20 protein-coding genes and 2 pseudogenes are annotated in these 25,975 nt (G+C 51.9%); 11 read left to right on the top strand and 11 right to left on the bottom strand.

The genetic code is table 11. The features are described from left to right. Positions 1–33 precede the first annotated feature (33 nt). From AC6I8A_RS23685 to AC6I8A_RS23700, 4 genes are read left to right on the top strand one after another with little or no spacing between them, the layout of a single operon-like run. Positions 34–825: a hypothetical protein gene (locus AC6I8A_RS23685; protein WP_497819374.1), complete on the top strand. Its 792-nt coding sequence runs from the start codon at positions 34–36 to the stop codon at positions 823–825. A gap of 47 nt (positions 826–872) precedes the next feature. Next, positions 873–1,163 carry a YicS family protein gene (locus AC6I8A_RS23690; protein ID WP_497819375.1) on the top strand — a complete coding sequence of 97 codons (291 nt, stop codon included), beginning with the start codon at positions 873–875 and terminating at the stop codon, positions 1,161–1,163. A 10-nt stretch (positions 1,164–1,173) separates the two neighbouring features. Then, positions 1,174–2,385 (top strand): OmpP1/FadL family transporter, encoded by a 1,212-nt coding sequence (locus AC6I8A_RS23695; protein ID WP_497819376.1) that lies wholly within the window; start codon positions 1,174–1,176, stop codon positions 2,383–2,385. A 33-nt stretch (positions 2,386–2,418) separates the two neighbouring features. After that, a complete protein-coding gene (locus AC6I8A_RS23700) occupies positions 2,419–3,222 on the top strand; it encodes a hypothetical protein (protein WP_497819377.1) in 804 nt (267 codons plus the stop codon). Positions 3,223–3,295: 73 nt separating this feature from the next. Here the strand turns inward: AC6I8A_RS23700 and AC6I8A_RS23705 are convergent, their stop codons facing one another. Then, positions 3,296–4,798 carry an MDR family MFS transporter gene (locus AC6I8A_RS23705; protein ID WP_497819378.1) on the bottom strand — a complete coding sequence of 501 codons (1,503 nt, stop codon included), beginning with the start codon at positions 4,796–4,798 and terminating at the stop codon, positions 3,296–3,298. A gap of 314 nt (positions 4,799–5,112) precedes the next feature. After that, positions 5,113–14,688 carry an autotransporter-associated beta strand repeat-containing protein gene (locus AC6I8A_RS23710; RefSeq protein WP_497819379.1) on the bottom strand — a complete coding sequence of 3,192 codons (9,576 nt, stop codon included), beginning with the start codon at positions 14,686–14,688 and terminating at the stop codon, positions 5,113–5,115. 535 nt (positions 14,689–15,223) lie between these two features. Here AC6I8A_RS23710 and AC6I8A_RS23715 point away from each other — a divergent pair. Beyond that, positions 15,224–15,478 carry a YdgH/BhsA/McbA-like domain containing protein gene (locus tag AC6I8A_RS23715; RefSeq protein ID WP_497819483.1) on the top strand — a complete coding sequence of 85 codons (255 nt, stop codon included), beginning with the start codon at positions 15,224–15,226 and terminating at the stop codon, positions 15,476–15,478. Positions 15,479–15,538: 60 nt separating this feature from the next. On the opposite strand, the gene AC6I8A_RS23720 is transcribed toward AC6I8A_RS23715, so the two are convergent. Next, positions 15,539–16,603, bottom strand: a complete 1,065-nt coding sequence (locus AC6I8A_RS23720; RefSeq protein WP_497819380.1) for a DUF481 domain-containing protein — start codon at positions 16,601–16,603, stop codon at positions 15,539–15,541. A 166-nt stretch (positions 16,604–16,769) separates the two neighbouring features. Here AC6I8A_RS23720 and AC6I8A_RS23725 point away from each other — a divergent pair, with 166 nt between their 5' ends. Together AC6I8A_RS23725 and AC6I8A_RS23730 are read left to right on the top strand one after the other, a co-directional pair. Beyond that, positions 16,770–17,555, top strand: a complete 786-nt coding sequence (locus tag AC6I8A_RS23725) for a MipA/OmpV family protein (RefSeq protein WP_497819381.1) — start codon at positions 16,770–16,772, stop codon at positions 17,553–17,555. 513 nt (positions 17,556–18,068) lie between these two features. Then, a complete protein-coding gene (locus AC6I8A_RS23730) occupies positions 18,069–19,103 on the top strand; it encodes a tyrosine-type recombinase/integrase (RefSeq protein ID WP_497819382.1) in 1,035 nt (344 codons plus the stop codon). An 8-nt stretch (positions 19,104–19,111) separates the two neighbouring features. On the opposite strand, the gene AC6I8A_RS23735 is transcribed toward AC6I8A_RS23730, so the two are convergent. The 4 genes and pseudogenes from AC6I8A_RS23735 to AC6I8A_RS23750 form a co-directional block, all read right to left on the bottom strand. After that, entirely contained in the window at positions 19,112–19,687 is a 576-nt protein-coding gene (locus AC6I8A_RS23735) for a VapC50 family PIN domain-containing toxin (protein ID WP_497819383.1), read from the bottom strand. Next, positions 19,684–20,142 (bottom strand): helix-turn-helix domain-containing protein, encoded by a 459-nt coding sequence (locus tag AC6I8A_RS23740; protein WP_497819384.1) that lies wholly within the window; start codon positions 20,140–20,142, stop codon positions 19,684–19,686. Before AC6I8A_RS23740 ends, AC6I8A_RS23735 begins: the two co-directional genes overlap by 4 nt. Positions 20,143–20,603: 461 nt before the next feature. Beyond that, a pseudogene (locus AC6I8A_RS23745) lies at positions 20,604–20,877 on the bottom strand (type II toxin-antitoxin system RelE family toxin). Next, positions 20,874–21,124: pseudogene (locus AC6I8A_RS23750) on the bottom strand (type II toxin-antitoxin system Phd/YefM family antitoxin). Before AC6I8A_RS23750 ends, AC6I8A_RS23745 begins: the two co-directional pseudogenes overlap by 4 nt. Before the next feature lie 240 nt (positions 21,125–21,364). On the opposite strand from AC6I8A_RS23750, the gene AC6I8A_RS23755 reads away from it, so the two are divergent. Continuing rightward, complete coding sequence (locus tag AC6I8A_RS23755; protein WP_497819385.1) at positions 21,365–22,525, top strand: diguanylate phosphodiesterase; 1,161 nt, start codon at positions 21,365–21,367, stop codon at positions 22,523–22,525. A gap of 80 nt (positions 22,526–22,605) precedes the next feature. Here the strand turns inward: AC6I8A_RS23755 and AC6I8A_RS23760 are convergent, their stop codons facing one another. After that, entirely contained in the window at positions 22,606–22,878 is a 273-nt protein-coding gene (locus tag AC6I8A_RS23760; RefSeq protein ID WP_497819386.1) for a hypothetical protein, read from the bottom strand. A gap of 367 nt (positions 22,879–23,245) precedes the next feature. Here AC6I8A_RS23760 and AC6I8A_RS23765 point away from each other — a divergent pair, with 367 nt between their 5' ends. Then, the gene (locus AC6I8A_RS23765) at positions 23,246–23,506 is read left to right on the top strand and encodes a hypothetical protein (protein ID WP_497819387.1); all 261 of its coding nucleotides are present in this window, start codon (positions 23,246–23,248) and stop codon (positions 23,504–23,506) included. Between the two features lie 60 nt (positions 23,507–23,566). After that, positions 23,567–23,764: a hypothetical protein gene (locus AC6I8A_RS23770; RefSeq protein WP_497819388.1), complete on the top strand. Its 198-nt coding sequence runs from the start codon at positions 23,567–23,569 to the stop codon at positions 23,762–23,764. Positions 23,765–24,236: 472 nt separating this feature from the next. On the opposite strand, the gene AC6I8A_RS23775 is transcribed toward AC6I8A_RS23770, so the two are convergent. The 3 genes from AC6I8A_RS23775 to AC6I8A_RS23785 form a co-directional block, all read right to left on the bottom strand. Then, the gene (locus tag AC6I8A_RS23775) at positions 24,237–24,509 is read right to left on the bottom strand and encodes a hypothetical protein (RefSeq protein ID WP_497819389.1); all 273 of its coding nucleotides are present in this window, start codon (positions 24,507–24,509) and stop codon (positions 24,237–24,239) included. A gap of 106 nt (positions 24,510–24,615) precedes the next feature. Further along, positions 24,616–24,858, bottom strand: coding sequence for a regulatory protein YcgZ (ycgZ, locus tag AC6I8A_RS23780; protein WP_497819390.1), 243 nt, complete (start codon positions 24,856–24,858; stop codon positions 24,616–24,618). A gap of 283 nt (positions 24,859–25,141) precedes the next feature. Beyond that, positions 25,142–25,399, bottom strand: coding sequence for a hypothetical protein (locus AC6I8A_RS23785; protein WP_497819391.1), 258 nt, complete (start codon positions 25,397–25,399; stop codon positions 25,142–25,144). Between the two features lie 296 nt (positions 25,400–25,695). Between AC6I8A_RS23785 and AC6I8A_RS23790 the strand changes: the two genes are divergently transcribed. Beyond that, positions 25,696–25,953, top strand: a complete 258-nt coding sequence (locus tag AC6I8A_RS23790; RefSeq protein WP_497819392.1) for a hypothetical protein — start codon at positions 25,696–25,698, stop codon at positions 25,951–25,953. The last annotated feature ends 22 nt before the right edge of the window (positions 25,954–25,975 follow it).

The following is a 25,975-nucleotide window of genomic DNA, read 5'->3' on the forward strand; positions in this document are numbered from 1 at the left end:
AAATTCAATCTGGGATCAATAGCTGGGGTATACATGAAATTAATTATTAAGCAGTCTGTCCTTGCAGGTTTCGTCGTGCTGCCAATTTTTGCTCTTGCAGCTGAAGGTGGGGGGGATTCCGCTCAGGCTAACAACCCACTGGCCAATATGACGGCGTTTAACATGCAGAACTACTATATCGGTGATGTCAGTGGCAGTGATAAAGACGCCAACCAATTCTGGTTCCGCTATGCGCAGCCTTTTTCCCTGGGTGAAAGCAAATGGCTGTTGCGTGCCTCTCTTCCTGTTAACACATGGCCGTCTGCACCTACCGGTGGGCACCAGACGGGCTTGGGCGATCTCAACCTGTTTACCGCATGGCTGATTGATACAGGGAATCCAGCGGTGAGCTTTGGTTTTGGTCCGCAGTTAACTGCCCCCACCGCTACTCAGGATGAGACAGGCAGTGAAAAATGGTCAGCAGGTCTGGTCAACGTACTCTTTGACGCCAGCTCACCTAAATTTCAGTTCGGCTATCTCGCCTCATGGCAGCATAGTTTTGCCGGGGAGAGCAACCGGAGTGATGTCAACGTGGGTGCATTTCAGCCGTTTCTGTTTTACCAGCTGGGCGGCGGAACCTACCTGCGTTCTGCGCCTGTCTGGAACTACAACTTCCAGAATGACAGTTATGGGGTACCACTGGGTTTGGGTATTGGCCAGGTCATCAAAAGTCAGGGTACCGTATACAACTTCTTTATCGAACCGCAGGGTTCAGTGGCCGAAGATGGTCCGGGACAGCCGCGGTGGCAGATTTTTGCTGGTTTGAACATCCAGTTTTTAAACTGAGAACAGGCATAAGCTAATTCAGTCATGATTTAAGGCAGGGGCATACTATGAAGAGAATCATCTTAACGACACTGTTAGTTTTCTCGGTGCCTGCACTGGCATCACCCTATGACAACCTGGCATATGCCCTGAATGAACAGGTCATGGTTAAAGATCTGCGAACCCATTGTGATATTCCTCAAACCGTTTCCGATGAAAAAGTGAAATCCGTCTTCCTCAACAGCCAGATTAATCATCAGTCGCTCAGCGCCGCAGGCAGCGCATTAAAAGAGGGGCGTCACGATCAATATCAGGCATCGATTGACAGTATTCGTTGCCCAACCTTTTTAAAACAATGAGGGTGCCTTCATGGATAAAAGCGGACAGAAACGGCTGCTGCTCACTTTCACCATCGCAAGTGTGATTTATGCCAGCCAGGCGCACAGTAGCGGATTGTATTTATATGAAATTGCCACGGAAGACACGGGATTGGCGGGAGCGGGACAAGCGGCACGAGCCCAGGATGCCTCAACATTGATGACCAACCCGGCGGGGATGACGCGTTTGCCGGATAACATGATCACTGGTGGGTTACAGGCGCTTTATGGGGACACAACTTATCGACTGGATGATGATGCAGGTTATCAGGGCAAAAGCCCCGGCAATACCATCGGCTGGTTTCCCGGCGCTAGCCTTTTCTACCACCATCGCCTGACTGATGACCTCTCAGCAGGCATCGGCCTGTATGGCAATTATGGATTGGGTCTCGACTTTGGGGAATGGGCTGGCGACCGGCTAATAAAGAAAAGTACTTTAGTCGGATTGACACTCAGCCCTGCCCTGGCGTGGAAAATAAACCCTCGTTTGTCCTGGGGTGTGGGCTTAGGCATCAACTATGGCTATCTGTCATTAACGCGCAATGTCGATGGCCAGGATGAAAAAGCCACCGATCATGACTGGGCTCTTAACTTCCGTACTGGCCTGCTGTTTGATATTACAGATAAGACACGTGTTGGCCTGAATTACACCAGCAAAACGGAGTACCATTTTAGTATTGATGGTAAAGCGCGTTTCCCGCAGTTGCCTAATGTTGAATATACCCTGCCGCTTTCTGCGCAGATCAACACACCGGATCAACTGATGCTGAGTCTGGTCCATGATTTGAACCAGCAATGGTCGGTCATGGGCGATCTTGGCTGGCAGAACTGGAGCCAGTATGGCGGCAATCAAATTTACGTTTCAGGTGATGCGATAGATCGGGATAACCGTCTGAAGGATACCTGGCATACCGCATTGGGTGTTCAGTTCCGGCCAGACGATCGCTGGCGTCTCAACACCGGGCTGGCATACGACAGCAGCTTCTACCGTAATCAAAATGACGCCTCAATGACGATGCCTTCAGGACAGGCATGGCGCTTTGGTGTAGGCGCGCAATACCAGTTGACTGCGTCAAGTAACGTGGGCGCTGCGTTTGAATACCTGAAAATGGATTCATCTGGCGTGGCTTCACCGCTGCTGAAAGGCACCTATCACAATCCGGACATTTATTTTTTCAGCATGAATTACAGCTACACATTTTAATTTCAAAGATGCATAGCCTTCTGGGGGGGGTATATGAAATCAACGGCTTCCGGCATTACTTTCATTATTCTCGGCCTGATATGTGGTGGTGCAATGGCAGCAGGAGCGGATGATGCCAAAGGGGATCATAAACTCGACGATGATCCGACTAAAGTCACTACCAAGGCGGGGGTGTCTTGGTCGGACACCTATGACATGGATGACAGCAACGTCTCGTTTTCTGGTTCGATTGCGCTCGACAAGGCCAAGAAGCTTAATGCCCGCATCAACAGCGATGCCAGCGAGTGGCGCATAGGCGGCTCATGGCTGTTTCCCGTGGGAATAGTGAATTTCAACTTTGGTAAAAACGAATATACCAACGGTGCTACTCAGACAAACTATTCTGTCGGCACGTTCATTCCACTCAGTGTCTTTGGCTTTGCCCCGGGAGGGTTTCAGATTTTCCCCATGGCTGGCTATACCTACAACACAGGGGAAATCCAGGACTGTCAGCGTGATGATAAAGGTGCGTGCGTCTCACCGCAGTTTGCCGAAAACCTGTCACCCGAATCCAATTTTGAAACCATCACAACATCAGGCAGCAGTGGATACCTTGGTGCGTTTACGCTGAAGCCACTGACGCCGGATTTAACGATGATTGCCTTTGCGGCTGGTTCATACGGTTCAAAGAATGATGAGGGTGAAAACTACCGCGGTTATTTCGGTGGGATCGGGCTGGGTTATTCAATTGATAAGCATAACTCGATCAATGTGGTGACATTCATCATGGACAATAACACCTACCTTGATTCTCCCGACAACCGCTTTGTCCTTTCCTATAAATATCAGTTTAATTAAACGTCAACGAATGACGTTTCAGCGTTTAAAAATCAAGAGATGTCGTTAGCCGCACATCTCTTGATTGACGTTCTTACCGTCCCTTCAGCTTTTCTTCAATCATAAAAAATGATGCAGCAAATGCCACGATCATCAGCAGTGCGGCCATAAAGAAAGATGTGTGAACCGCGTGACCTAACACGGTTAAATAACGCTCGCTTAAGTCAGCGGGAAGCTGGTGAATTTCTGCGGGGCTCATGGAGCCTGATGATATCCCAGAGTCTGATGAAATGTCATTGAGCCCTGCCCGCAGTACCATGCTGAATACCGTTCCGAATAAAGCAACACCTATTGAACCGCCCACGGATCTGAACATGGTTACGGCTGATGTCGCTACACCAATGGAACGGGCATCAACAGCATTTTGAACGATAAGAACTAGTATCTGCATGACCATACCAATCCCTATCCCCAGGAATCCTGAATAAAGATAGAGTAACCCAATGGGTGATGACGAGGGCATGGTAGACAACATCATTAATCCCAGGGAGGCGCATAATGTCCCGATGATTGGGAATATCTTGTACCTGCCCGTTCTGCTGATGATTCTTCCGCTAACAATCGAAGCGCTCAACATTCCCATCATCAATGGGATGAGCTGTAAACCGGCTTGCATAGGCGAGGAATACTTAACAACCTGTAAATACAGGGGTAAGAAAGTCACACTCCCAAACAATGCCATCCCGATGATAAACCCTACAAAACTGCTCACGACAAAACTACGGTTTTTGAAAAGCGATAGCGGAATGATCGGCTCAGCAGCCTTTCTTTCAGCGACAATGAATGCATAGATACTGAATAATCCGACTACCATGAACAGCCACAATACCGGATCTGTCCATGTGCGTGAGGTTCCGCCCTCACTGGTAAAGAGCGTAATGCCCAGCAGGGCCAAACTCAGGAACAGAGCACCCTTATAATCGATACGGTGCTTCTCTTTTTTTGTTTCTGAGTTGAACGCACTGGCGATAACCATAAGGGCAATTAACCCAATTGGGATATTAATGTAAAATATCCAACGCCAGGATATATGCTGGACAATTAAACCACCCAATAATGGACCTAGTACCGTGGCAAAGCCGAATACGGCACCGAAAAGCCCCTGATATTTTCCGCGTTCAGCCGGTGAGATAACATCAGCCACTGCCGCCATACTGATGACAATTAATCCTCCACCGCCAAGACCCTGTAAGGCGCGGGTAAAAATAAGCTGCGTCATATTCTGCGCGAATCCACATAATGCAGAACCACAAAGGAAAAGAATTATTGAAAAAATAAGGACTTTCTTCCTTCCCAATAGATCGCCAAATTTACCATATAGTGGGACGACTATGGTTGAGGAAAGTGTGTAGGCGGTAACGATCCATGAGAGTTTATCAATCCCACCCAGTTCGCTCACAATCGTTGGCAGTGCTGTCGAGACGATAGTTTGATCCAGGGCAGAAAGTAGCATCACCAGCATTAACGCTCCCAGTAACAAGCGTAAAGATGGCGCATTATTTTCGACTCTTTTTGAGCCAGAAAATTGAGCGTTCATAGTGGATTCCAGTTAATAATTAAATTAATATTTAATTATGCTAGCACAGCACTAATTTCGTTCAAAAAACATTCGCATTAAAAGCACATTAACCAAGCATTGAGAGTGGCAGTATTTTATTTACTATTACATTCAGTGGATTATGACGTTAAGTTGATGTTAATAATGTGTCTAAATTATAAGGCTTAATGAAACATTATGAAAAATGGAATATTAAAATTGTCTTTAAAGGGCTGGTTGTATGAGTATCAGACACACTATTTTATTCTGCACCCAACCCCTGATAACAAGAGTTCGGTGCAGCGCTTTATTACTTAAAAACGCATCTTCACGCCAACTGTTGCTGAGATGTTGGCTTCAACCTGAGTATCGCCCCCGCTGCTCCAGGCCCTGCCAATTTCAGAATAGGCCTGAACTTTTTTACTCACTGCCCAGGTTGCCCCTACCGCAGCTTCCGTCATATTGTACTGCTGGTCGGCGGTGATGGTAGTCGTGCCCGCGTTATTCGCCTTATTAGCAAATTTAACCTTATCCTGACCGTTGCTGAGCATCGTCCAGTAATTAACACGCAAGTAAGGTTTTACCTGACCATATTCGGTGTCGTAATCAGCCGTCAGTCGTGCACCGATGCGGGTTATCAGCGACCCATCCGGATTCACATCAACGCGAGTTTGCGAGGCACCGTCAAGCGTGACGCTGTCAAAATCGCTGTACTGGTATATCAACTGCGCCTGCGGTTCTATCTTCCAGGTGCTGTCACCCAGTTGCCACGGTCTGCCGATTTCTACAGAAGCCGCGAATGAGTTACCGTCCGGATGCACCGTCTCCCGACTGCGGCCGTTTTTAAGATCCACGGCGTGATAGCCATACTGCAGCACGTTATCGACATAGAAACCGCTTTCATCGGTCCAGGTGGCATAGCCGCCGATATAGGTTGAGAAGGTTGAGTTATACGCGAGGCTGTCTGTGTCGCCATTTCTGCCGGATATAGACGTATCGTTATCAAGGAACGTGCCATAGATACCGGCTCGCCACTGGGCATCCTGATACATGTCTCCCCCTACCTGCATACCGTTGTAATTGGATGAAGTACGGCTTTGCAGCGGATCGTTGATTTGCTGATCAACGGACTTGACCAGATATCGCATCCAGAAACGACTCTGCTGATCCTCAGCAACGTCCGCGCGCCAGGGTTGCTCATCCCCCACGCGCTGATGCAGCGTACCCAACACCGCTAAGTCAGCCTGACGGATAATGGCGCCGAGAGTATCGAAACCCGGAACATCGGGTCGATATCCTGCACGCAGGAACCAGTCCTCCCCTGCACCCTCAGCATTACCCGCAAACAACTGGTATTGGTACGCGCCTGACAACAGAACATCAGCACCAATGGTAAACGCATCTTTGGTCGTCTGGGCGGTGGTGGTCCCCCCGTTCAGGGCTTCCACCACCATGATGCCGTCGCCTTCGGTAGGCTCGCCTAACTGGCTGACATCGATATCTAACAGCGTGCGTCCGCTTGCCGTTCCCCCATCAATGACCAGCCTGTCGGCGACACCGGGGCTGTGTTGCTGTGCCGCAATTTTGAGCGTGCCGTCACTGCCCACGTAATTGCCGGTGACAGTGAGCGTTGACCCCACATCGCCCCCCCGTAAATTGACGGTGCCCTGATTCAGCAGGCTGGCGACACGTTGGTTGTATCCACCGGTATCGAGGGTGGCATTCTGGCTTACCACATGCGCCGATGCGGCACTGAAGGTATTTTCAGCAGCCCCCTGCAACGTGCCCTGTTCCACAAGCGTCAGGCCACTCCAGCTGTTCGCGCCCGCCAGTCGGGCAACGCCGGTTCCTTGCTGCCACACCATGCCTGTACCCGAAATGTCGCCTGGCAGCGTGAAGGTATCACTACGATCCAGCACCAGCGTGCCCTGGTTATCGATATTGCCCGCCAGATTGCCACTGCTGCCGCCATTACCCAGCTGCAAAACCCCCTCACTGATGTGGGTAGTCCCCTGGAAAAGGTTATCGCCCGACAAGGTTAGCGTGCCGCTTCCGCGCTTGGTTAACTCACCCTCACCCGCGATGATGTTGGTCAGGCCGGCATTGAATGCCTGGGTATCAATCGTACCCCCACCCTCAATAAGCGTGACGCCTCGGTCGCTGCTGAAACCCTGGGTGTAACGAAGTGTCCCGCCAGCCAGGGTAATGCCTCCTTCGCTTGCGCCTAAATTGGTGTCCTCAGACACCTGCACGGCTCCCGCATCGATCACGGTACCGCCGCTGTAAAGGTTATTGCCGTTCAGCTGCAGCGTACCGAGATCGGTTTTATGCAGCGTGCCGCTGCCGACCAGCGAAGCGTTTATCGTCGCAAGATAATTCGCGCCCGACGAGGTGCCGTCACCGACACGAATCTGCGTGTCGCCTGCCGCCAGGGTCAAGTCATCCCCGTTCAGGGTGTAACCGTCGGTCGTAAACTGCGAACCGGTTATGCCCACATCACCTAAAGAATTATCGATAGTGACGTTACCGGCCTCACCGCCAAACACCGCGAAAGAGGCATTACTGTAAGGTGAGTTATAACGGCCTGCAGGCGACGTCGTGTCAGTGGTCCAGTTGTCATTGCCGCTGCCGTTTTGCCAGACGCCGTCGCCGCCTTCAATAATGCCATTGTCCTTCATCTCGCCTGCGCTGCCGCCTGTTCCATCCCAAAAACGCAGCTCTGCCCCTGCGTGGTTGACGAGGTTGACCTGACCCGCGATGGAGGTTTGTACATAGAGATCAGCAGCAGCTTGCGGTGCCGTCCCAATCACCAGCTGGTTATTGGTCAGCGCCCCGCTGTAGTTCAGAACGCGGTAAACACCGACATCAAAAGTCCCTCCACTGCTCTGGGTGATATTGAGCTGGCCATTCAGGTTCAGATCGCCATTAACATTGATCAAATCGTTGTAGGTTCCGCCAGTGGTGTAGGCTTCGCCAAACTGGTAATCCAGTTGCGAACCTTCGTTGAGCGTCAGCGCCCCCATGGTCAAGGTCCCGACGCTGCCAATGCCTGACCCTGCGGCCAGCCGACCACCGTTATCCACGGTTACGCTGCCGCCGACAGTGCCGTTACCACCAAGGGTTGCGCCGTTGTTGACCGTGGTTTGCCCGATGGCTGGCGATTGATCGCCATTGATAAGCAGCGCACCTTGCGATACCTGCGTCGTGCCGGTGTAAGTGTTGTTGCCGGTCAGCGTCAGGGCACCGGTACCGGCCTTGACCAAGCTACCGCCGTTGCCGCTGATGATCCCCCTGATGGTGTCGTCACGCCCCAGATTGCCTTCAAGCAGCGTGGCCGAGCCTAAAACAACATTACCCTCCCCCGAAAGCGATCCAATGCTGGTTTGCGCATCGGCTGCGCTGAGATCCACCACACCACCACTGGCGTTGCTGATGGTGGCGTTCTCTGCCTGAGCGGCATCGGCAACGACGGTCTGGCCACTGTTGTTAATCAGGGCACTACCCGCATTAGCACTGTTGCTTAGCAGCAGGAATGAGGAGGCGTCGGTGTTGATGGTGGCACTGCCTCCGTTGCTGTTATCAGCCAGCTGCATCCGACCGCCACTGGTAAGGTTGAACAGATGTGCCTCGGCCAGCGACGCGTTGTTGAAATTGAGCTGTGCCTGATCGGTGACATTGATGGTGCTGTCCGTTCTGCCTAATGCACCCGTGATATTGGCATCAACGATCAATTGCCCGTTGCCTGATTTGCCTTGGATAACGGTGTTGCCCTGATAGGGGTTGGCCTGATTCAGTGCCAGCGTGCCGGTTGCCGATCCGGCAGACGTGTCTACAACGGTTAAATCCCCGTTTCCCGCAATAACAGAATCCACCGTCAGCGTATGCCCGTAAGCATCCAGTGTGCCGCCACCGGTGGTATCCAGGAAGACATTGCGGTTCAGGGAGAAATCAGCGCCGGCTTGCAGTGTACCGGCATTTTTTAACGTTAAACTGGTCGCGGGTGCACCCAGGCTGGCGTTATCTGAAACCTGTAATGCCCCTCCCCACACCTCAATTCCCGCCGAGAAATCATTGACGCCGTTGAGGATCAATCTACCCGCATCGGTTTTCAGTAAACGTATGCGGTTGGTGTCGAGCGCATCCTGTCGCAGGCTGGCGTTAATGGTTGTGGTGACGTCACTACCGCTCGCGCCATCACCCACACGGATCACGTAGAAGGTGTCAGCGACAGATTCTCCCTGAGCCTGATAAGTGTTTGTCGGCACGGGCACGCTTTCGGGGAATGACTCGGTGACGGTGCTGATGTAGTTAAGTGCGGAGGCGGGATTGAGCTGGTTCAGAACATAGTTATCGGCTGTAAACTGCATACCGGAATTCACGACGCGACCATTGATATTGCTGATCTGAACTTCACCGCCCGTGCCCTGGAATATCGCAAAGGCCGTCTGAGACCAGGGGGCATTACCGACGCCACTGGCCTGCGTCCAGTTGTTAGTGTCACCGGCGATATTGGCTTTCCATATCCCATTCCCGCCATCTACCTGACCATTACCTGTCGTCCCATCGCCGTGATTTGCCGTGTCTTCGCCATCCCAGAACTGCAGTTCACTGGCGGGGTCAACAAAATTCAGAATGAGGTTTACCTGGTTGGCAATATTGGTCTGGATCGCATAGGTGCCACCGTCATTGGGCGGCAGACTGTCGATCTCCAGGGTATTGTTGACCAGCGAGCCAGCATAGTTAAACAGGCGATAGACACCTGGCAGGAAGCTGCCGCCAGGGGTGAGTGCCACATCCAGCAAACCATCCAGCACTAAATTGCCTTTCACATTCACAAAGTCGTTCAGGCTGCCACCTGGTGTGTAGGCTTCCCCCAGTGAAAACTGACTGTTTGTCGTGGCGTTCAGATTCAGATTGCCATTGATGGTCAGTGTACCGGTGCCGTTATCGCCGGGCGTCAGGACGGTATCATTCGCGAAGGTGACATCCCCTCCGATGGTGCCGTTGCCCCCCAACGCAGAGAAAGCGGCAACATTGGTCACCCCTGTCGCAGCAGACTGATCGCCATTAATCAGTAACGTGCCCTGGTTTACCGTCGTGCTGCCTGCCCAGCTGTTATTACCGCCAAGTCGCGTAAGCCCCGAACCGAGTTGTTGAAAGTCACCACTACCCGAAATGACGCCGTTCAGCGTCACCTCATCGCTGCGGTTAATCGTCAGCAACCCGTTATCAATGATACTGGTGCTGGTTGAGAGCCCACCCACGGTGCCGCCATTACCCAGTGACAATTCACTCCCGTCAATCAGGGTCGTACCGGTATAAGTGTTATTACCCAGTAACACTGTACTGCCACCGCCGGCGCGCGTCATACCGCCGCTGCCGCTGATAACGCCGCTGTATTGCTGATCGTCACTGCCATCGAAAATCAACTGGCTGCCGCTACCGGAGGTCGCGACATCATAGTTGCGTATCGAGGCAGTGCCTGCGGTGTTGACGTTGTTGCCGCTGCGCAGGACGGCGCCATTATTGACGTTGATATCCGGCGTGCCTGATAACGCCAGATCATCAAGTACCCTGATATCTGCCGCATTGAGCGTCATGCTGCTCCAGCCACTGCCAATATTGGTGCCTTTGCTGAGATCATCCACAGCAAAGGAACCGACAGTGGCTGCAGAGGTGCCGTTGAATGACAGCATACTGTCGCTGCCGCCTTCGCTCAGAATATGGCGCGTGGATGCCAGAGAGACGTTACCGAGGGTGGCGCTGTCGCCGCCATCGCCCCCGCTGAAATTGACCGCACCCGCAAAGGTTCCACTGTTCCAGTTAAACTGATCGCTGCCGCTGCCAAGGGTAATTTCACCCTGTGTGCTGCCCCCATTGAACGTGACATTATCAGCTCCGCTGCCGGTAAGGATCGCCAGCGCATTGCTGTTCGCAGCCTGAAGCGTACCGCTGTTGGTGAGCGTGGTGTTGCCACTGCCTGATGCATCAATTACCGTCGCGTTACTGCTGGCTGCACTGATGGTACCCGTGTTGGAAACTGTGCGGTTCGCGGCGCTACCATTGATGAGAATGAGAGGGTTGGCGTTAGTGGTGCCCGTGCTGCTGATTGAACCGCTGTTACTGAACTGACTGGCATTTTCCGCCAGTATGGTGCTCCCGGTATTACTGCTCGTGTTAATCTGTCCACTGTTGCTGACGCTGCTGGCGTTCGTCGCGGCAATCGCTGCACTGGCGCTGCTGCCCATGGTAATGTTGGCACCTGAGCTCACGCTACCGTCCGTGTTGCCCAGAATACCGATGCTGCCTGCTCCGCTACCATTAATGGTATAACCATTGCTAATCGTGAGATCGCCCGAAGTCGCCGCGCCATTGCTGTCTTCGAACGCAAATCCCTGACCGCTGCCACTGACGTTCAGTACATTGCCACTCCCCTGCGCGTTAAAGGTCACGGCGGTGCGGATGGCCGGTCCATCGGAGGCATTAATGGTGACGTTGTTGAGATTGATATTAGCGGTATTGGCATTGTTATTAATGCCAGCCCCGCTGTCAGCGATATCAATGATGGTATTGCTCGCCGAGAAGCTGCTGGCCCCATTGTCCATCCGCACGCCATCTGCGCCGCCAGATGCGGTTATCTGATTCGCATCACCGTTCACGGTTAAAGCGGCACCACTACCGGTGAGCTGAACGGCCGCCAGACCGCCATTGGCGCTCACGCTGCCTAATCGATCGACAACTGCGCCTGCGCCCTGTACCCGTATCCCGACATTCCCACTGTTCAGGGCGCCACCCACACTGATGGCATTGTTGTTGGTGAGTACGCCACTGTTCTCAATATCGACGCCGATGTTGTCATCTCCCAGTACGCTGACGGGCGCGTTAACCGTGGCGCTACCCCCATCGTGCAGCCAGATCCCTTTACCGCCACTGCCATTTAAATTGATGCCGTTTACACCATTTAAAACCAGGTTACCCGCATGTGAGATGTCGTAGCCAATAATGCCGGTCTGGCTGGACGTGGTGGTGGTAGACGCCGTGGATGTGACGTTGGTCAGTCGCTGATCACTGTCCAGCGTACCGTCAATATTGTAGTTTCGGCCATCAATTCGCACGGCGGTTGAATTATCATGGCCAAGCACAATACCGCCGTCACTGATGGTGCCCACTGCGCCGCCTGAAACCAGCACACCTACCGCATTGTTACCGTTGACATTAATGGTGGCCGGCCCGGTAATGAGCGAACTGGCAATATCATCAGACTCATCCGCCGTACCGCCATCATCCACGCCGTTAGCAATAACACCAATCGCACTGTCACCACTGACGGTGAGCTGATAAGCGCTGCCGCTTCCGTTATCACCATTGAACACTGCACCATTATCAACGGCAAACAACACGGAATTTGCCTGGCCATTGTCGTTGATGATGGCATTACTGATATTGATTTTTGCCAGATTTCCCCAGGCGTAATAACCAATCTGATGATCGTTTTCGAACGTCAGCGATGCCGAGTTGCCGATATCAATTTGTGCATTGCCACGTGCGTGCACACCAATAGCACCTGCTGACAGCAAACGGATAGTAGCCTGAAGATCGACTCTCGCTGCCTGATTGTTGAGTCCCTCAGCATAGACGGCATAGTTTCGGTATGTGTACACATTACCGTCAGAGCCACCTGTGTCGCCTGCACTCCCCACGGTGATAGTGCTGCTTGCCGATGAAGTGACATTCGCAGCGGCATTTTGTGCCTGCAGATAAATGGCCACGTTGTTGTCACCATCAACGAAAATATTCCCGTTGTTAGTGACGCTCCCCTGGTTATCGACCACATACAGACCATAGTTACTTGCCGCTGCGCCGTTGACCAGTTTGCCCAGTACGTTGATGGATCCGTTATTTACCAGTGATCCAGTCGCACCATTGGTGAAAATACCAACGGCATTACGCGTGCTGTCCCCTATAAAAATATTGCCATCGTTGAGAACATTCCCACTGCTGGTGGAATAAATACCGGCGCTCAACGCACTGCCGCCGGTTAAAGGGACAGATGCTGGCGTACTCGAATCAGTGACCGGCGCATATCCCAGATAGATTGCCCCCTGATTGAGCACACTAGCGGCCTGCTCAGCATAGATGCCATAGCCTGCTGCCCGCCCTGCGCTGTTTCGGCTGTTATCGGTGAGGACTATGGTTCCATTACTGGTGTTGGTCGCACTACTGGTGCCTGATACCGTCATACCCCGGGCGTTAGCCGTTGTGCTGTCGGTAATGGCAATGTTGATATGACCATTGTTGGTGAGGGTACTTTGTCCAAGGCCCTGCATTGCGATGCTACCGGCATTGCTGACGTTCTGATTGGTACCGTCCTTTTCTAAAAACAATCCGGCATTGAGGGTGCCATTGTTCACCGCCGTGGCGTTCGTCACCTGCATCCCGATGGAGGTCGGGCTGGCGCTGTCACTTCGCCAGTGATTAATGGCTCCATCGTTGGTGAGTACTGCCCCCGTATCGCCGCGCATCACTGCGCTTGCGCCATCTACTGCAAGTGAGCCCGCGCTACTTACTGTGCCTGAGGCATTGTTTCCAGTCGCATAGATGACGTTCAAATCTCCCACAGGTAACGTCGCATTATTGCTGTGGGCAGCGTCGTCATCCCAGACGTGATAAGTGAGATTTATCGACGTCTGCTGCTGTTGATTCAGTAAGCCTGTGATAATGGCGTTGTAAACTGACTGGGCCTCTGGAGCGGAGTCAATTACCTGACCGTTCACCGAAGCCCCGGCAGTGAGCCAGTACTGAACTTGCGGTTTTCCTGCGTAAGCATTTTGACCAATCAGGTAATCATTAACTTCTGCGATATCTGCTGAAGAAGTAATGTTGAAGGTTTTTGAGCCCGCCTGGATGACCCGCTGTCCGACCTGGACATAGTTGGGGATGGTCAGAGTGTAATCGTACTGCGCACTCTGTGCCGATATACTCTGAGTGTCATTCGATAATACCGAGGCAGGCCGGAAATGGATCAGATTATCGGACAACCAGTTCACCTGACTGGCAGCGGTTCCAGTCCCCTCTGCTTTAGCAAGAACGCTGTTTTTAGCCAGCAAGTCTAAAGTGTTTGCAGGCGCCGAAATCGGGGTTGTACCAGCCGTATCATCTCCCACATTGATATTCGCCGTTCCGCCTGAAGAGGCTACGGAAACAATGCCAAAATTATTATAAATCCGGAAGGAGGCTGGATCGTAAACCGCGAGCATCAGGTTGCTGACGGGCGTGTCGCCAGCCGAAACAAAGGTGGTGGAGTCATAAACGTTGATGACCTGATAGCTGCCTTCCAGACCCGGGATCTCTACGTTGAGCTCCTGGTTTTGCTGAGGATTAGCGGGCGACGGAGAGTAGGTGAACTGATTGATATTTTCGGCAGTAATGGGCGTGACGTTCCCCTGAGCATCGGTCGCGGTGATGACTGTGATCCTACCGGCATCTGCGCCTCTGCCCCCGGGTAAGGCATCGAAGACACTGATACTGGTTGAAGTCCCATTATTCCCCGTTGCAAAGGTTGGCAGAGGACCCAGAATGTTGAGCGTTGTGCCCGGGGCAAAGTGTTGGGGTAATGACTCACTGTCGATTGAAAAGGCTGACCCAGTGCTGAGTACTGAGTCGTAATTAATCCCCTGATTATCCGGGAAACTGTAGCTTGGATAGGCATCTACCCATTGAACGTCATCCGCTTGCACTGGCCCTACTAAAAAAAAGACCATGATCAGAGCAGGTAACCCGATTGAGCGGTTTGTTCTATTACCCGAACCGTGATGTCTTTTTGTGATCTCGGATACTGGCACAAAAACGCCCCGCGATGCACTCCAAATAAGCCTATAAACAAAGTTCATAAACGCACCCGCCCCGTAAGTAATCAACCTGTTGTTTTTAAAAGATTGCTAAAGTTACATTCTGTACCAAGTCATAATAAAAAACTTACAATCAACATTAGTTCAAATATGAAAAGTAGCAGGTAAAATATTTGTTTGGATTTCAGGCTTAAAATAGCCATTTCTGGAGCGCGTATAAGCCCGACGCATCCGCTGACTTCATTTCCTCAGTAACTCACGGTATCAATTTATTAAGCATTTATCAGGGAGTTAACCAGCAATTTAAAGAGCTGAAATTTCCGCCTAGTACACAACAGGTTGGAAATCAAATCACGCATGAAACAATCAAGACGAAGGTCTAAATTTTTATTATTTTTAACTGACTTTCAATTGGTTAATACAAATGACGAAAATTTTTTATTGATATTTTCTTAGGTTAAATAAATACTTAGGTTGCTTCTGGTAACATTCTATTCTCAGCCATGATGGCTGAATTCATGACTGAGTGACTATGTTGTTAACTTTAACAATTCGGAGTGTATAAATGAAAAATGTGATGATGAAAGCAATGATTCTGGCGGGAGCTGCCTTCGTAACGACCAGCGTATTTGCGGCACAGGAAATAAGTAAAGAAGAAGCCAAAAACTACACTGAAGTTGCCACTATTTCTACATCTGGCACATTTACCGATCCAAAAGATGCTAAAGATGAGCTCTCGAAACTGGCAGATGAAAAAGGGGGTAAATATTACGTTATTACCTCTGCAAGGGTCGAAGGTAAGGTTCAGGGTACGGCGACCGTCTACAAGTGATTTTCGAACTGCCAGTCCTGGGGACTGGCAGTAATCAATTAGCGATGTGATTTTTTTCTTTTATTTCCAGGTCATGCCTAAACCCGTTGAAAATATACGTTCATCCAGAGTATCCCGTGTCCCTTTCACGATATTTCGGTGATATCCAATATGAAACGTTGACCAGGATGTCAGTGCATATCTTAGCCCTAATTCAGCGTCAACAGATATTACACCGTCATTATCCAGAGAGTGTCCGGTTTCACCATTGCTATACAGAGTGAAGCTTTTATCCATGAGGTATCGCTGATAATCCCAGTGTATGGACGCACCCAAATGGCTGTCACGCCGGTCATCGCTGTAACCATAACTGAAGGCTCCACCTAACAGCGATATCGAGAAAGCCCCCGTATCATCATCCCAGAGCTGATAGCCTGGGCCGGTGCCCAGAAGTAACTGACGGGACAAATCTTCCACCCAGTCACGCTTATAACTTAACCGCGACTGCCAGAAATACTGCTCTTCAAACAGATAATCTATAGCATAGCGAAAGCTGTAATTATTAGTGTTAACATTGCTGTCCTCGACTTCACGGTTGTATGTCGCAGAGATATCGTGTCTCCACTTTTCTTTCTTTAACTTAGTATTCAGTGAAAGGTTATAGTCATCTGTGCTGGTAGACGAATTTTTCAGATTCACGCCTGCATCTATATTTCCTGTCCAGTCCCATTGATCTGTTCGTACTTCAGACTGCATGAACTCATCGATTCGTTTAACAGAGACGATTTCTTTTTTTTCACTGCATTTTATTACCACATACCCAGCGTTATAGGGAGTAAAGTAAACGGGGTAGTTTTCTTGTGTTTTATTATTTCTAATCAAAATCGGTGATTCTGTCTGCATGGTACTGACAGATTTCCATTTTACTTTCAAAACGCCGGCGTAGTCTGTCTTTAACTCAAGTATCCCATCACTCAGGGATTCTACCGTTCCGCTCAACCGGTCTCCATTAGCTAGCCAGACTGTGTCAGCCTGCACAATACAGGGTGAAGCTAAAAATAAAATAAGCGAGTGGGCAAAAATATAAATTACGGTTGTTCTCATTTTAGATTTTCCGTCGAAAATTATTAGTGGCGAAAAATTCATGAATTCCTGTCATCGTCAGTTTTTCTAAAACCACCCCAACTTGTAAGCGTAAGTATAGTAGACTTAAATCATAACGACTGACCATGCAACCTGAACAAACTTGAATTTCTTGTGGTTTATGAATTGCAGATGGTTAAGCCAGATTCGAGGATATAAGGTGAAGACTATGCGATATCATATTTATTTAATCACCCCATTATTATTTTGTTTTTATTCCAATGCAGAACCTGATTTAAGCTCACTGAGTTTAATCTCTGAGGATCGTGCTGACAGTCCAATCCCTAAAGGATTTATTATTGGAGGTGCGGCGATATCTTCCCAGGCAAGATATCGTGAAAGCAGCAATGATAATCTGGTCGTTCCTGGTGCACTCTATTTTGGTGATAACCTGATGTTTCTCGGAGACAGGGCACGTTACTACTTTAATAAAAATGACGATGTTGCATATTTTGGATATGGACGATACCGTTTTTCAAATCTCGATCCTTCGGACGATGGATTCCATGGCATGCACAAACGTAAAGGAGAACTGGAAGGCGGTGTGGGCTTAACCTGGATTACGAATTATGCGCTTCTGACAACACGAATCGTTACTGATATATCAGGCCAGAGTAACGGACAGGAGCTGCTGGTTTGGGCTGACTTTCCGGTCATTAGGGATAAATTTCTATTTATGCCTGGGATGGGGGTTATTGTCAGAAGTAACAAATTAGCAAACTATTATTTCGGCGGTGTTTCCTCCTCTGAATCATCTCCCGAACGTGCAGCCTGGAATACAGGCACCACCCTTTCGCCGATGGCTTCAGTTGTCACAACTTATCGTTTTAACCTGCACTGGATTGGTCTGATCGCAGCCAACTATGAGTATTACGATAAAGGGATCGCGAATAGCCCGCTGGTTCAACATAATGGCGAGTGGCTGTTTATCACCGGGATTGGCTACTCGTGGTAGTCAAAAATTCGGTCTAAATTATTTATACGCCTCTTACTTAATATCGAACTTAGCCTAGCTTTATCAGCGGTAATAATCACCCGATATGGTTGTTACTTTTCAAACCCTTATAATTAAACTTTTACAAGTCACCAATGCTCACGCTCCCCATCTCAGTGAGGACGATTAGGTAACGCGCTAACTTCACATAGTGGGAGCTATATGAGCTTGGAGACTCTCGCACCACCTATCAACCATTAGCTTAACAAATTTTATAACCTTATATAATTACCATTATATAAGGCCAGACACCGGCATTGATACGCGCTATCATCAGGATCCGGGGCGGATCCTCAGCTTTGTAGCCATTTATACGAAACGGCGCGGCCTGAACCCCACCCGGCTAAACAGGCGCTGAGCGCAGGCGGCTAAAACTCCGGCAGCGCTACGTGAATTCTGGCGGGTATCTGCCCTGCCGTTTCCTCAGAATTCACGTAGCGTTGCCGCTTCATAAGCGGGCGAAAACTGAGCAACATGAGCGAACTCTCCGGTTTTAACGGTGTTGCCCTTAGCGGCAGCAGTGATAACGATCTCAACGCGAGGCTGGCCGCGTTCGTCCGGCACCGCGAGGCATTTTCGCCAAATACGTGGCGGCAGCTGCTGAGCGTGATGCGGATCTGCTGGCGCTGGTCGCAGGAAAACCGGCGGTCGTTCCTGCCGATGTCCCCCGCGGATTTGCAGGACTACCTTTTTCACCTGCAGGCCACCGGACGGGCAACTTCAACCATAGCGGTGCACGCCGCGCTTATCGCCATGTTACACCGTAACGCAGGACTGGTCCCTCCGACGGTCTCACCCGACGTTGTGCGCGCCAGAAAGAAGATCAACCGTACGGCCGTCGTCTCGGGTGAGCGCACCGGCCAGGCGGTCCCCTTCTGCCGGCCGGATCTGAACCGCCTGGATGCGGCATGGAACAACTCGCCCCGGCTTCAGCACCTGCGTGACCTCGCCTTCATGCACGTGGCCTACGGCACGTTGCTGCGTATGAGTGAGATATCCCGGCTGCGGGTGCGGGATATCTCACGCGCGGCCGACGGGCGCATCCTCCTCGACGTCGGCTGGACCAAAACCATCCTGCAGTCGGGCGGTATCGTTAAGGCGCTCAGCGCCCGCTCTTCCGAACGGCTGATGGCGTGGATCAACGCAGCCGGTCTGGCTGGCGAACCTGATGCGGTAATTTTCTGCCCCGTACACCGGTCAAACAAAGTTACCGCAGTCTCAGGCGTGCCCATGAGCGCGCCGTGTCTGGAAGATATCTGGCGGCGTGCCCGACGTCAGGCGGGTGTCGGGAAGCCGCTGAAAACGAATAAAGGACGTTATTCCAGCTGGAGCGGCCACAGCGCCCGGGTGGGCGCCGCGCAGGACATGGCGAGAAGAGGGATATCCATCGCACAGATTATGCAGGAAGGCACCTGGACACAGACGCAGACGGTGATGCGCTATATCCGCAGAGTCGATGCGCACAACGGGGCCATGGTCGGGCTGATGGAGGATGAGGACTGGCAGTAATAATCCTGTTAAATCAGTGCCGTCAGGGGACGCAGGCGTGAAACGGTTTCGGGCAGCTGCTGGCGCAGCAGGCAGTCCAGAAATTCGTCAGGAGTGAATGGCGGCGATTTCAGGCTGGCGCGCTGGCGGCGCGCGGCATCCAGTACCACGGTAATGTCCAGTTCGGTCAGATCTGTAATAAAGCTGTCAGGATGAATGGCCCGCAGATTCCATGTCGCGAGAACGTCGTCAGGAAAATCTTTCAGGTTAAATGTGACAATGCCTTCAGCCTGGGCAACGATTGCCGCAGCGACAACGTGACGATCGTCTTTATCAGGCAATCCCCTGATGGATTCAGTCAGAGACTGATATCCGGTGACGAGAGCATCGGGCACGTGGCGATCCATTAAGGTACGGACCCGCTGAAGCTGAGTCCGGTTCAGTTCGGTGCGGTTGAGCAGCACGTTCCGGATCCACTCTTCGTGTATGTCTTCCGTCCATCTCGCGCGAAACTGTCCGCCGGCAGCAAGGTACATCAGGAAGCTGCGCAGAGGTGCAGGGTAGAGAACGCAGGCGTCAAATATGACGGTATAGCCAGAACTCATTCGTAACCCAGCCCCAGTTCCTGGTCTAGCGCGCCCAGCTCATCAAGTGCATCATGCCTCTGGTTCACCAGTTTTTCGCGGTAGGCCAGCGCGTCCACGTAGCGGATTTTACGGCGGTTTCCCGCGCGGTGGTAAGGCAGTTCACCGTTGTCCAGAAGCCGAATCAGCGTCGGACGCGATATGTTCAAAAGGTCTGCCACCTCCTGCGTAGTCATTTCGGCCCCTACCGGAACAAGGCGCACGGCGTTCCCGTCACCGAGTTCGGTCAGCACGTCAACCAGCATACGAAGCGCGCTGACCGGAATGCTGACATTGTGGATCCGGCCACTTCTGTCAGTGAGTGAAACCTGCTGAGACTCTGCCCGTGTTTCAAGGACGGCGGAGAGCTCCCGGCTACACAGGCGCGCAAGTTCCGCTTCCTGCAGGGAAGGAAGCTTATTCTGAAGTTGTGTCATTTGAACACCTCCTGTATCTATTATTCGAAATTTTCGCAAATGCTGGCGCCTTATGCAACAGCATTGTGGTGTGATGGTGTGGCTTAACGCCCTGGGTTATGTAGCCCGGCAGCGCGGGCATGGCGGTGAGGTCTGTTTACCGGATGTGCTGATGCCATGTCCATGGACTTTTATACGAAGGTTGCGGACCCGTCAGGCGATAATCGCTTACACCGCAAATACCATAGCGTCTGGCTGTTCAGTGACTGCAGAAATTATGCGTAGTCTGATTTCTGCAGACTTATTTGAAATGCTGAGGATGAAAGCCATACCCGGAATGAAACTCTTATACACCGGAAGTGATGAACGCCGGAAACTGCAGCGACTGATGAAGGGTTTCTCACGACATATGGAGGTCAACCATTTCATGCCGTCTGAAGCAGGGTGTCAGGATGTATGGAAAGGTCTGTTGACCCGGCCGTTCAGCGCATTCTTTCGCTGGCAGGTTTGAATACGTCGCTGCGCTCACGCTTGGCCAAGGCAACCGCTGCGATAATAAGCACCTGATAGACCAGACGAAAGCCGGATGCTCTGAGTTGGCTTTTGTAACTGTCCTTTATGCCACGGAGCTTTGCGGAAAAAAATGGGGGTTCTCACAACACTTTTAAGCTTTCGGGCAAACTGCTGCTGGATAGCCTTGTCCAGCTTGTGCCATTCTTTTAAAGCATCTTCTCTGAATTTAACCGTGTAGGTCACAGAAAGGCGTCCAGATCAACGTCATGCAGCGGCTGCTGGCCACGTTCCCTGGCAAGTATGCCCAGCTCCTGATCGTCAATGGCATCAAGCATCTGCTCGTAGAGTTCCGCCGGTACGCAGTAAAATGCGGGCTGGTTTCGGTTCAGAATGGCTACAGGAAAACCGTCACCGGCGCTTACGGTAGCCATCGGATTTTTTTCCGCTCACTTACGCTGGCGCTGGTATCACTCAGGATAATGTGTGGCATAGCCCCTCCAGGACTGTCTAACCGGTCCTCAAAGCATATGCTCATCCGTTATCAGCTGACTGTCTTTCTGTCATGCGATCGGAATCTTTTCCGCCTGACTGACTCTGGGGAGCGGACAGAGCCACATCGGCCTGCAATAAGCTTGTTTACAGGCCCGCAGCGATTTGCCGGTCCGGTTTTGTTAATGCCGTGAGGCTGATAAAGTGTCCGATGACCTTCTGCGACAATCCGGAGTACGCCATGCTTACCACAATCATTTACCGCAGCCATCTCAGCGACGAAATCCCTGTCAGCGTTCTGCCAGAGATGGTGGATAAGGCGAGCCTGCTTAATGCCCGGCATCAGGTGACGGGTATCCTTCTGTTCAACGGCACGCACTTCTTCCAGATTCTGGAGGGGCCCGAAGAGGGAGTGGTGGAAATTTACGCCCGCATCTGCGCCGATCCCCGCCATCACAACGTGGTGGAGCTGATGCGCGATTACTCCCCCGGCCGGCGCTTTGGCAAACACGGTATGGAGCTTTTCGACCTGCGCCTTCATGACGGCGGTTCCGTACTGCAGGCGGTACTCGATCGCGGAACGTCCCGGTATCGCCTGACCTACGACGATCGCGGACTGCAGTTCCTCAGAACTTTTGTGGAAGATCGCGAAAAGGAATATTACTACGAGGTGCCCCCCGCAGGGCTCTGGGAGTTCATTCCCGACGTGGACAGGACGCCGGTCCCGGACAGCGGAATCCTGTTCCGTCCGGTAGTTGATCCGCTGGGCCGCAGGGTCACGGCCATGGAAGCCATTCCTGACGCAATACCAGCAGGACTTAAGGAGTGTGAACGCCACCATCATAACCTTTCTGCGGTCAGGGAAGCCCTGAGCAAAGCGGGAAGATCGTGTCCGGACGGCATGACGCTCTACGTCAGCATTCTGCCTATGACGCTGGTTTTAATACCTGACGCCGTAGCCCGGCTCGTCAGCGCGATTGAGAGTGCCGGTCTGGTGCCTGAACAGATCATACTGGGCGTCAGCGAAACGGAGGTGATCTCCCGGCTGGACGCTTTCGCTGACGCTGTCAGGCATCTGCGCCAGGCAGGCATCAGCCTTTCGATCGATAATTTCGGCGACGGCACCGCTGGCCTCTCATTGCTCGCGCACGTTCAGCCCAGCCGCGTACGCATTGGCGCCGGTATCATTCGTGATATTCACCGCAGCGGCCCGCGTCAGGCGGTGGTTCAGGCGATTATTCGCTGCTGCTCAGCGCTGGAGATCAACGTTATTGCGGCGGGCGTGGAACGTCCGGAAGAGTGGATGTGGCTTGAGGCTGCCGGCGTCATCGACTTCCAGGGCAGCCTGTTTACCCCGGAAGGCACCTGCGTGGCGTGGCCGGAAGTACGCGATGCAGGTTGAACAGCCTGCCCCGGGCCTGGATGGATGGGGCCCGTAGGCCCCTGTTGCACGGTAAGCAGGCACGTATTTGGGTGAGCCGGTTATACTGCCCGCGATGCGCCGCTCAGAAAGGCCTTCTTCTGTCGGCTATTTCTTCCCCGGTTGGCTTTTCCCAGCCACAGGCGAAAGTGGGATGCCATCGTGCCAGCATCCTGCGCATCCGGCGTGCGGTACATCAGCAGCCGGCTCCGGGTCTGACTCGTGCAGTCCGTCGCATAGATTTCGAAAGCCGCCCCGCGCTGCTCACACTCGATTGCTGTAAAATGCAGCTGTGGCCAGCGGCTGACCTTCTGCATAAATTCATTCAGAACCATATTTGTTTCCTGTCTTTTTTGTTATTGAAGCTTTGCTGTTTTCCGGGTCAGTCCAGACTAGATGGAGATGGTGATTTTTCAAGTAAACGGGGCCTGCGGTATTTAAAATTTACCCTGATGCCGACGCCGCACGGCATATGCACTGGCTGGCGCGCAATTCTGAACCGGAGAGCCGCTCATTCAATTCATCATCTGCGTCCCCGTCAGTCCTAACAGTGACTACTATTAGAAGTTATTGTTCTTTTCTCAGAAGTCTGCAAGCTTCCCTTCTCCCCGTTCCTGCGGGGATTTTTTTGCCCGCCCGCCTGATTTTCCGGGGTGCTGCAGTATGATAAGCTCAACCCGACTCTTGAGCCGGAAGGACCTGATGAAAAACAACTTTGACGACAAAATGACGGAAATCATGATCGGCGAAGCCGTGACGGCGCTACTGGATGAAGACGTGGCCATCAACTGGATAGCGCTGACTGAGAGGCTGCGCGCTGCAATTGAGGGCGAAACGGATGAAGATCGGATCAGAGCCGGGATGCGTGCCATTGAGGAAGTGCGTCGTGAAATGAACGCGCAAAAGGAGACAGGCAAGACCGGCGCGGCACAGGTACACGTGCATCAGGGAAAACTCCACTGAGCCGGGGCAGGGAAAGCTTTCAGCGCACCCGTCAGGTGATCCTCTGCAGATGGAGGTCATGTGAACGATGACACCATAGCCGAGGATATTTTCGCTGCTATCGGGATCGTCGTGGCGCGCCTCCTTAAGCCGGATCAGCATCTCACGCTTCATGAGATTATCAGTGCGCTTCACGCAATGGGTGAAGAGCCGCATTCGCCTGCAACCCGCGCCTGCTGCGCGCGCGCGGTCAGGATGCTGTCACAGCAGATGCATTAGCTGACGGGCCTGATAACGGCTGACTGACCGCTCACCGGTGCTGATGCCCTGACGAACTAAGCTACTCCCCCGGTACGCGCGATAACGATGACCGTTCAGAATCCCCCCTCGTCGGTTCGCCCCACCACTTTCTAAGGCGCAGCACCACCAGGCCGGAGGTGCTTTCGATCTCAGCAGTCATTCAGAAGATGGTAGCATCAGGAATCTCTTTTCAACCGCTGATGAGAAATTCGCGGATGACCGCAGCAATAATTGACGTTTTCGTCGCGAATTATGAACCGCTGTTACTGAGGAATACAGAGGATGAGGTCTGCTTCAGGCGTGGAGTGTCCGGTATGTGGCATGCGTGCACCCCACTCCACGGCTGTCATTCAGAAATGATGAGCCCTGATATTATTTCGGTCAGAGGCAGGACGGTCGTTCAGTGATAGCTGAAGCTCTGAGCTGCGCATCTGGTTTTCCGTGAACAGATTTACTGCTTCCGGCTGCTTCCGGAACGGTTACGTTCGGCAGAAGAGAGAACGTCAGCTTCCCGGCGTTCACGCGACTGGGTAAATTCAGACTGCATCTCCCCAAGAGCCATAGCGATAGCCTCAAGGCGTTCCGGATGCTGTTCGCCCTCAGCCATGTCCCGTAGCTGCTGCACGATATCGCCGGCGCTTACCTGGTCACTGCTGCCCAGCAGGGAGGCTACAGCCTCGCCCAGCGCAACGTCGGCTAGGCGCTCGATCTTACTTTTATTCATACCCGCACAATCCAGTACTGATCCCCTCCGGGCAGAATGGCAGCGCTGCCTCTCCGGGCGGCTCCGTATAAGTGCAGCAGCTACGGTTCACATCGCGGCACACAGGTCAGCGTCCGAATAACAGGCTAATGAGCGTGTGATAGTGGCGCTCTTCTTCCGGATCAGCAGCTGCCTCAAGACGACGCAGCAGGCTGGCGCAGACGGCCTTGCGGTTGAGGACCTTGCCCGCACGCAGAATTTCAACGACTATCATCCCAAGCGTTTCCTGCTGAGTCGTCGCAGTAGCCTTACTGAAACAGGCGGCGAGGCCGCTCTCGCTGTCGGGATGATTTTTAACGTTCTGACGCATGGGAAACCTCACAAAATGGTCGAATGCAGCCGGTTCGATATGTGGGCAAATTTATACAAAACCGTAAATGTGTACAACATTTTTTTTACTGTACACATTTACGGTTTGTACTAAAAGTGCCTTTTTGATGGCGCGCGCACAGGATTTTTATGGCAGGACAGGCCTTTTGCCCGTGGGGTGGGGTTCATAAACGCATTAACTGTGGCGGGAAAGTCGGCTACGGATGAACGCCCGTAGCCGACTGATAACCTGCTCTTCTGGGACGGGGTGATGTCTGGAGGATTTAATGCTCAGTACCCCGTTCTGACTGGACTATCCAGCGAAGCTCAGAGCGGTGGACGTGTTCTACCCTGATAAACCCTTTCAGCCAGCGCGTTGCCCCGTCAATCAGCGCCAGACGTGCAGCGTTTTCTTCCTGCCCCGCCATACTATTTAGTTCGTCAAGCAAAGATCTTACGCAGATTTCTCCATCATTCAGGGCAATATGCAGGACGGCTTCGCCGATAATGTTCTGGCAATCTTCGTCATTCTGGTTCAGCACGGGTCTTCTCCGGTGGAGCAGGTTCAGTCATTCTGAAGTTCATTTTTGTGCAGAACGCGCACTGAACCCGGTGGCAAATCCGGTATCCATCTTCTGTTTGTCTAATATTTTAAATAATGCTGAAGACATTTAAATACAGAAGATCGACGCATATTACTCACGCATGATAGTTCATTTCCATTGATAAAAATGCTAAATAAAAATTATATTTATTGTGAAATCGATTTCATCATCAACAGGCGCGCTGACAACAAAACGCAAAGTTTTTAAAAGGCCAAATAACCTCGCCAAACAGCATGAGCAGTCTGATTTTCATGATATTATTCAGGAGCCTGAAATTAAAAAATCAAGACGGGGTTTTTCGCGAAGCAGAAGAAAAAAATAAATTCCTGCGCGCCCAATTTAGGAAAGATTCATTTTCTATATTTGGCAGTAAACAAAATCTGGATTCGACTTCAGAAATCATTGTATCTCCTGAGAAAGATGCTGGTGTCCGGGATGGAGAGCGGTTACAGGTTAGCCACCTGACAACCGGTGCGTTGAATAACCGGTAATCTGTACCATGCTTAGCACGCG

The organism is Pantoea sp. X-Soil-ISGK-275 (assembly GCF_059730795.1).

What these genes read in the sequence shown, in the direction of transcription:
- AC6I8A_RS23775 (WP_497819389.1), bottom strand. Translation starts at nt 24,509, where the DNA reads ATGAATAAAAGTAAGATCGAGCGCCTAGCCGACGTTGCGCTGGGCGAG.
- AC6I8A_RS23690 (WP_497819375.1), top strand. Translation starts at nt 873, where the DNA reads ATGAAGAGAATCATCTTAACGACACTGTTAGTTTTCTCGGTGCCTGCA.
- AC6I8A_RS23695 (WP_497819376.1), top strand. Translation starts at nt 1,174, where the DNA reads ATGGATAAAAGCGGACAGAAACGGCTGCTGCTCACTTTCACCATCGCA.
- AC6I8A_RS23715 (WP_497819483.1), top strand. Translation starts at nt 15,224, where the DNA reads ATGATGAAAGCAATGATTCTGGCGGGAGCTGCCTTCGTAACGACCAGC.
- ycgZ (WP_497819390.1), bottom strand. Translation starts at nt 24,858, where the DNA reads ATGCGTCAGAACGTTAAAAATCATCCCGACAGCGAGAGCGGCCTCGCC.
- AC6I8A_RS23735 (WP_497819383.1), bottom strand. Translation starts at nt 19,687, where the DNA reads ATGAGTTCTGGCTATACCGTCATATTTGACGCCTGCGTTCTCTACCCT.
- AC6I8A_RS23685 (WP_497819374.1), top strand. Translation starts at nt 34, where the DNA reads ATGAAATTAATTATTAAGCAGTCTGTCCTTGCAGGTTTCGTCGTGCTG.
- AC6I8A_RS23720 (WP_497819380.1), bottom strand. Translation starts at nt 16,603, where the DNA reads ATGAATTTTTCGCCACTAATAATTTTCGACGGAAAATCTAAAATGAGA.
- AC6I8A_RS23710 (WP_497819379.1), bottom strand. Translation starts at nt 14,688, where the DNA reads ATGAACTTTGTTTATAGGCTTATTTGGAGTGCATCGCGGGGCGTTTTT.
- AC6I8A_RS23725 (WP_497819381.1), top strand. Translation starts at nt 16,770, where the DNA reads ATGCGATATCATATTTATTTAATCACCCCATTATTATTTTGTTTTTAT.
- AC6I8A_RS23700 (WP_497819377.1), top strand. Translation starts at nt 2,419, where the DNA reads ATGAAATCAACGGCTTCCGGCATTACTTTCATTATTCTCGGCCTGATA.
- AC6I8A_RS23755 (WP_497819385.1), top strand. Translation starts at nt 21,365, where the DNA reads ATGCTTACCACAATCATTTACCGCAGCCATCTCAGCGACGAAATCCCT.
- AC6I8A_RS23740 (WP_497819384.1), bottom strand. Translation starts at nt 20,142, where the DNA reads ATGACACAACTTCAGAATAAGCTTCCTTCCCTGCAGGAAGCGGAACTT.
- AC6I8A_RS23765 (WP_497819387.1), top strand. Translation starts at nt 23,246, where the DNA reads ATGAAAAACAACTTTGACGACAAAATGACGGAAATCATGATCGGCGAA.
- AC6I8A_RS23790 (WP_497819392.1), top strand. Translation starts at nt 25,696, where the DNA reads ATGAGCAGTCTGATTTTCATGATATTATTCAGGAGCCTGAAATTAAAA.
- AC6I8A_RS23730 (WP_497819382.1), top strand. Translation starts at nt 18,069, where the DNA reads ATGAGCGAACTCTCCGGTTTTAACGGTGTTGCCCTTAGCGGCAGCAGT.
- AC6I8A_RS23760 (WP_497819386.1), bottom strand. Translation starts at nt 22,878, where the DNA reads ATGGTTCTGAATGAATTTATGCAGAAGGTCAGCCGCTGGCCACAGCTG.
- AC6I8A_RS23705 (WP_497819378.1), bottom strand. Translation starts at nt 4,798, where the DNA reads ATGAACGCTCAATTTTCTGGCTCAAAAAGAGTCGAAAATAATGCGCCA.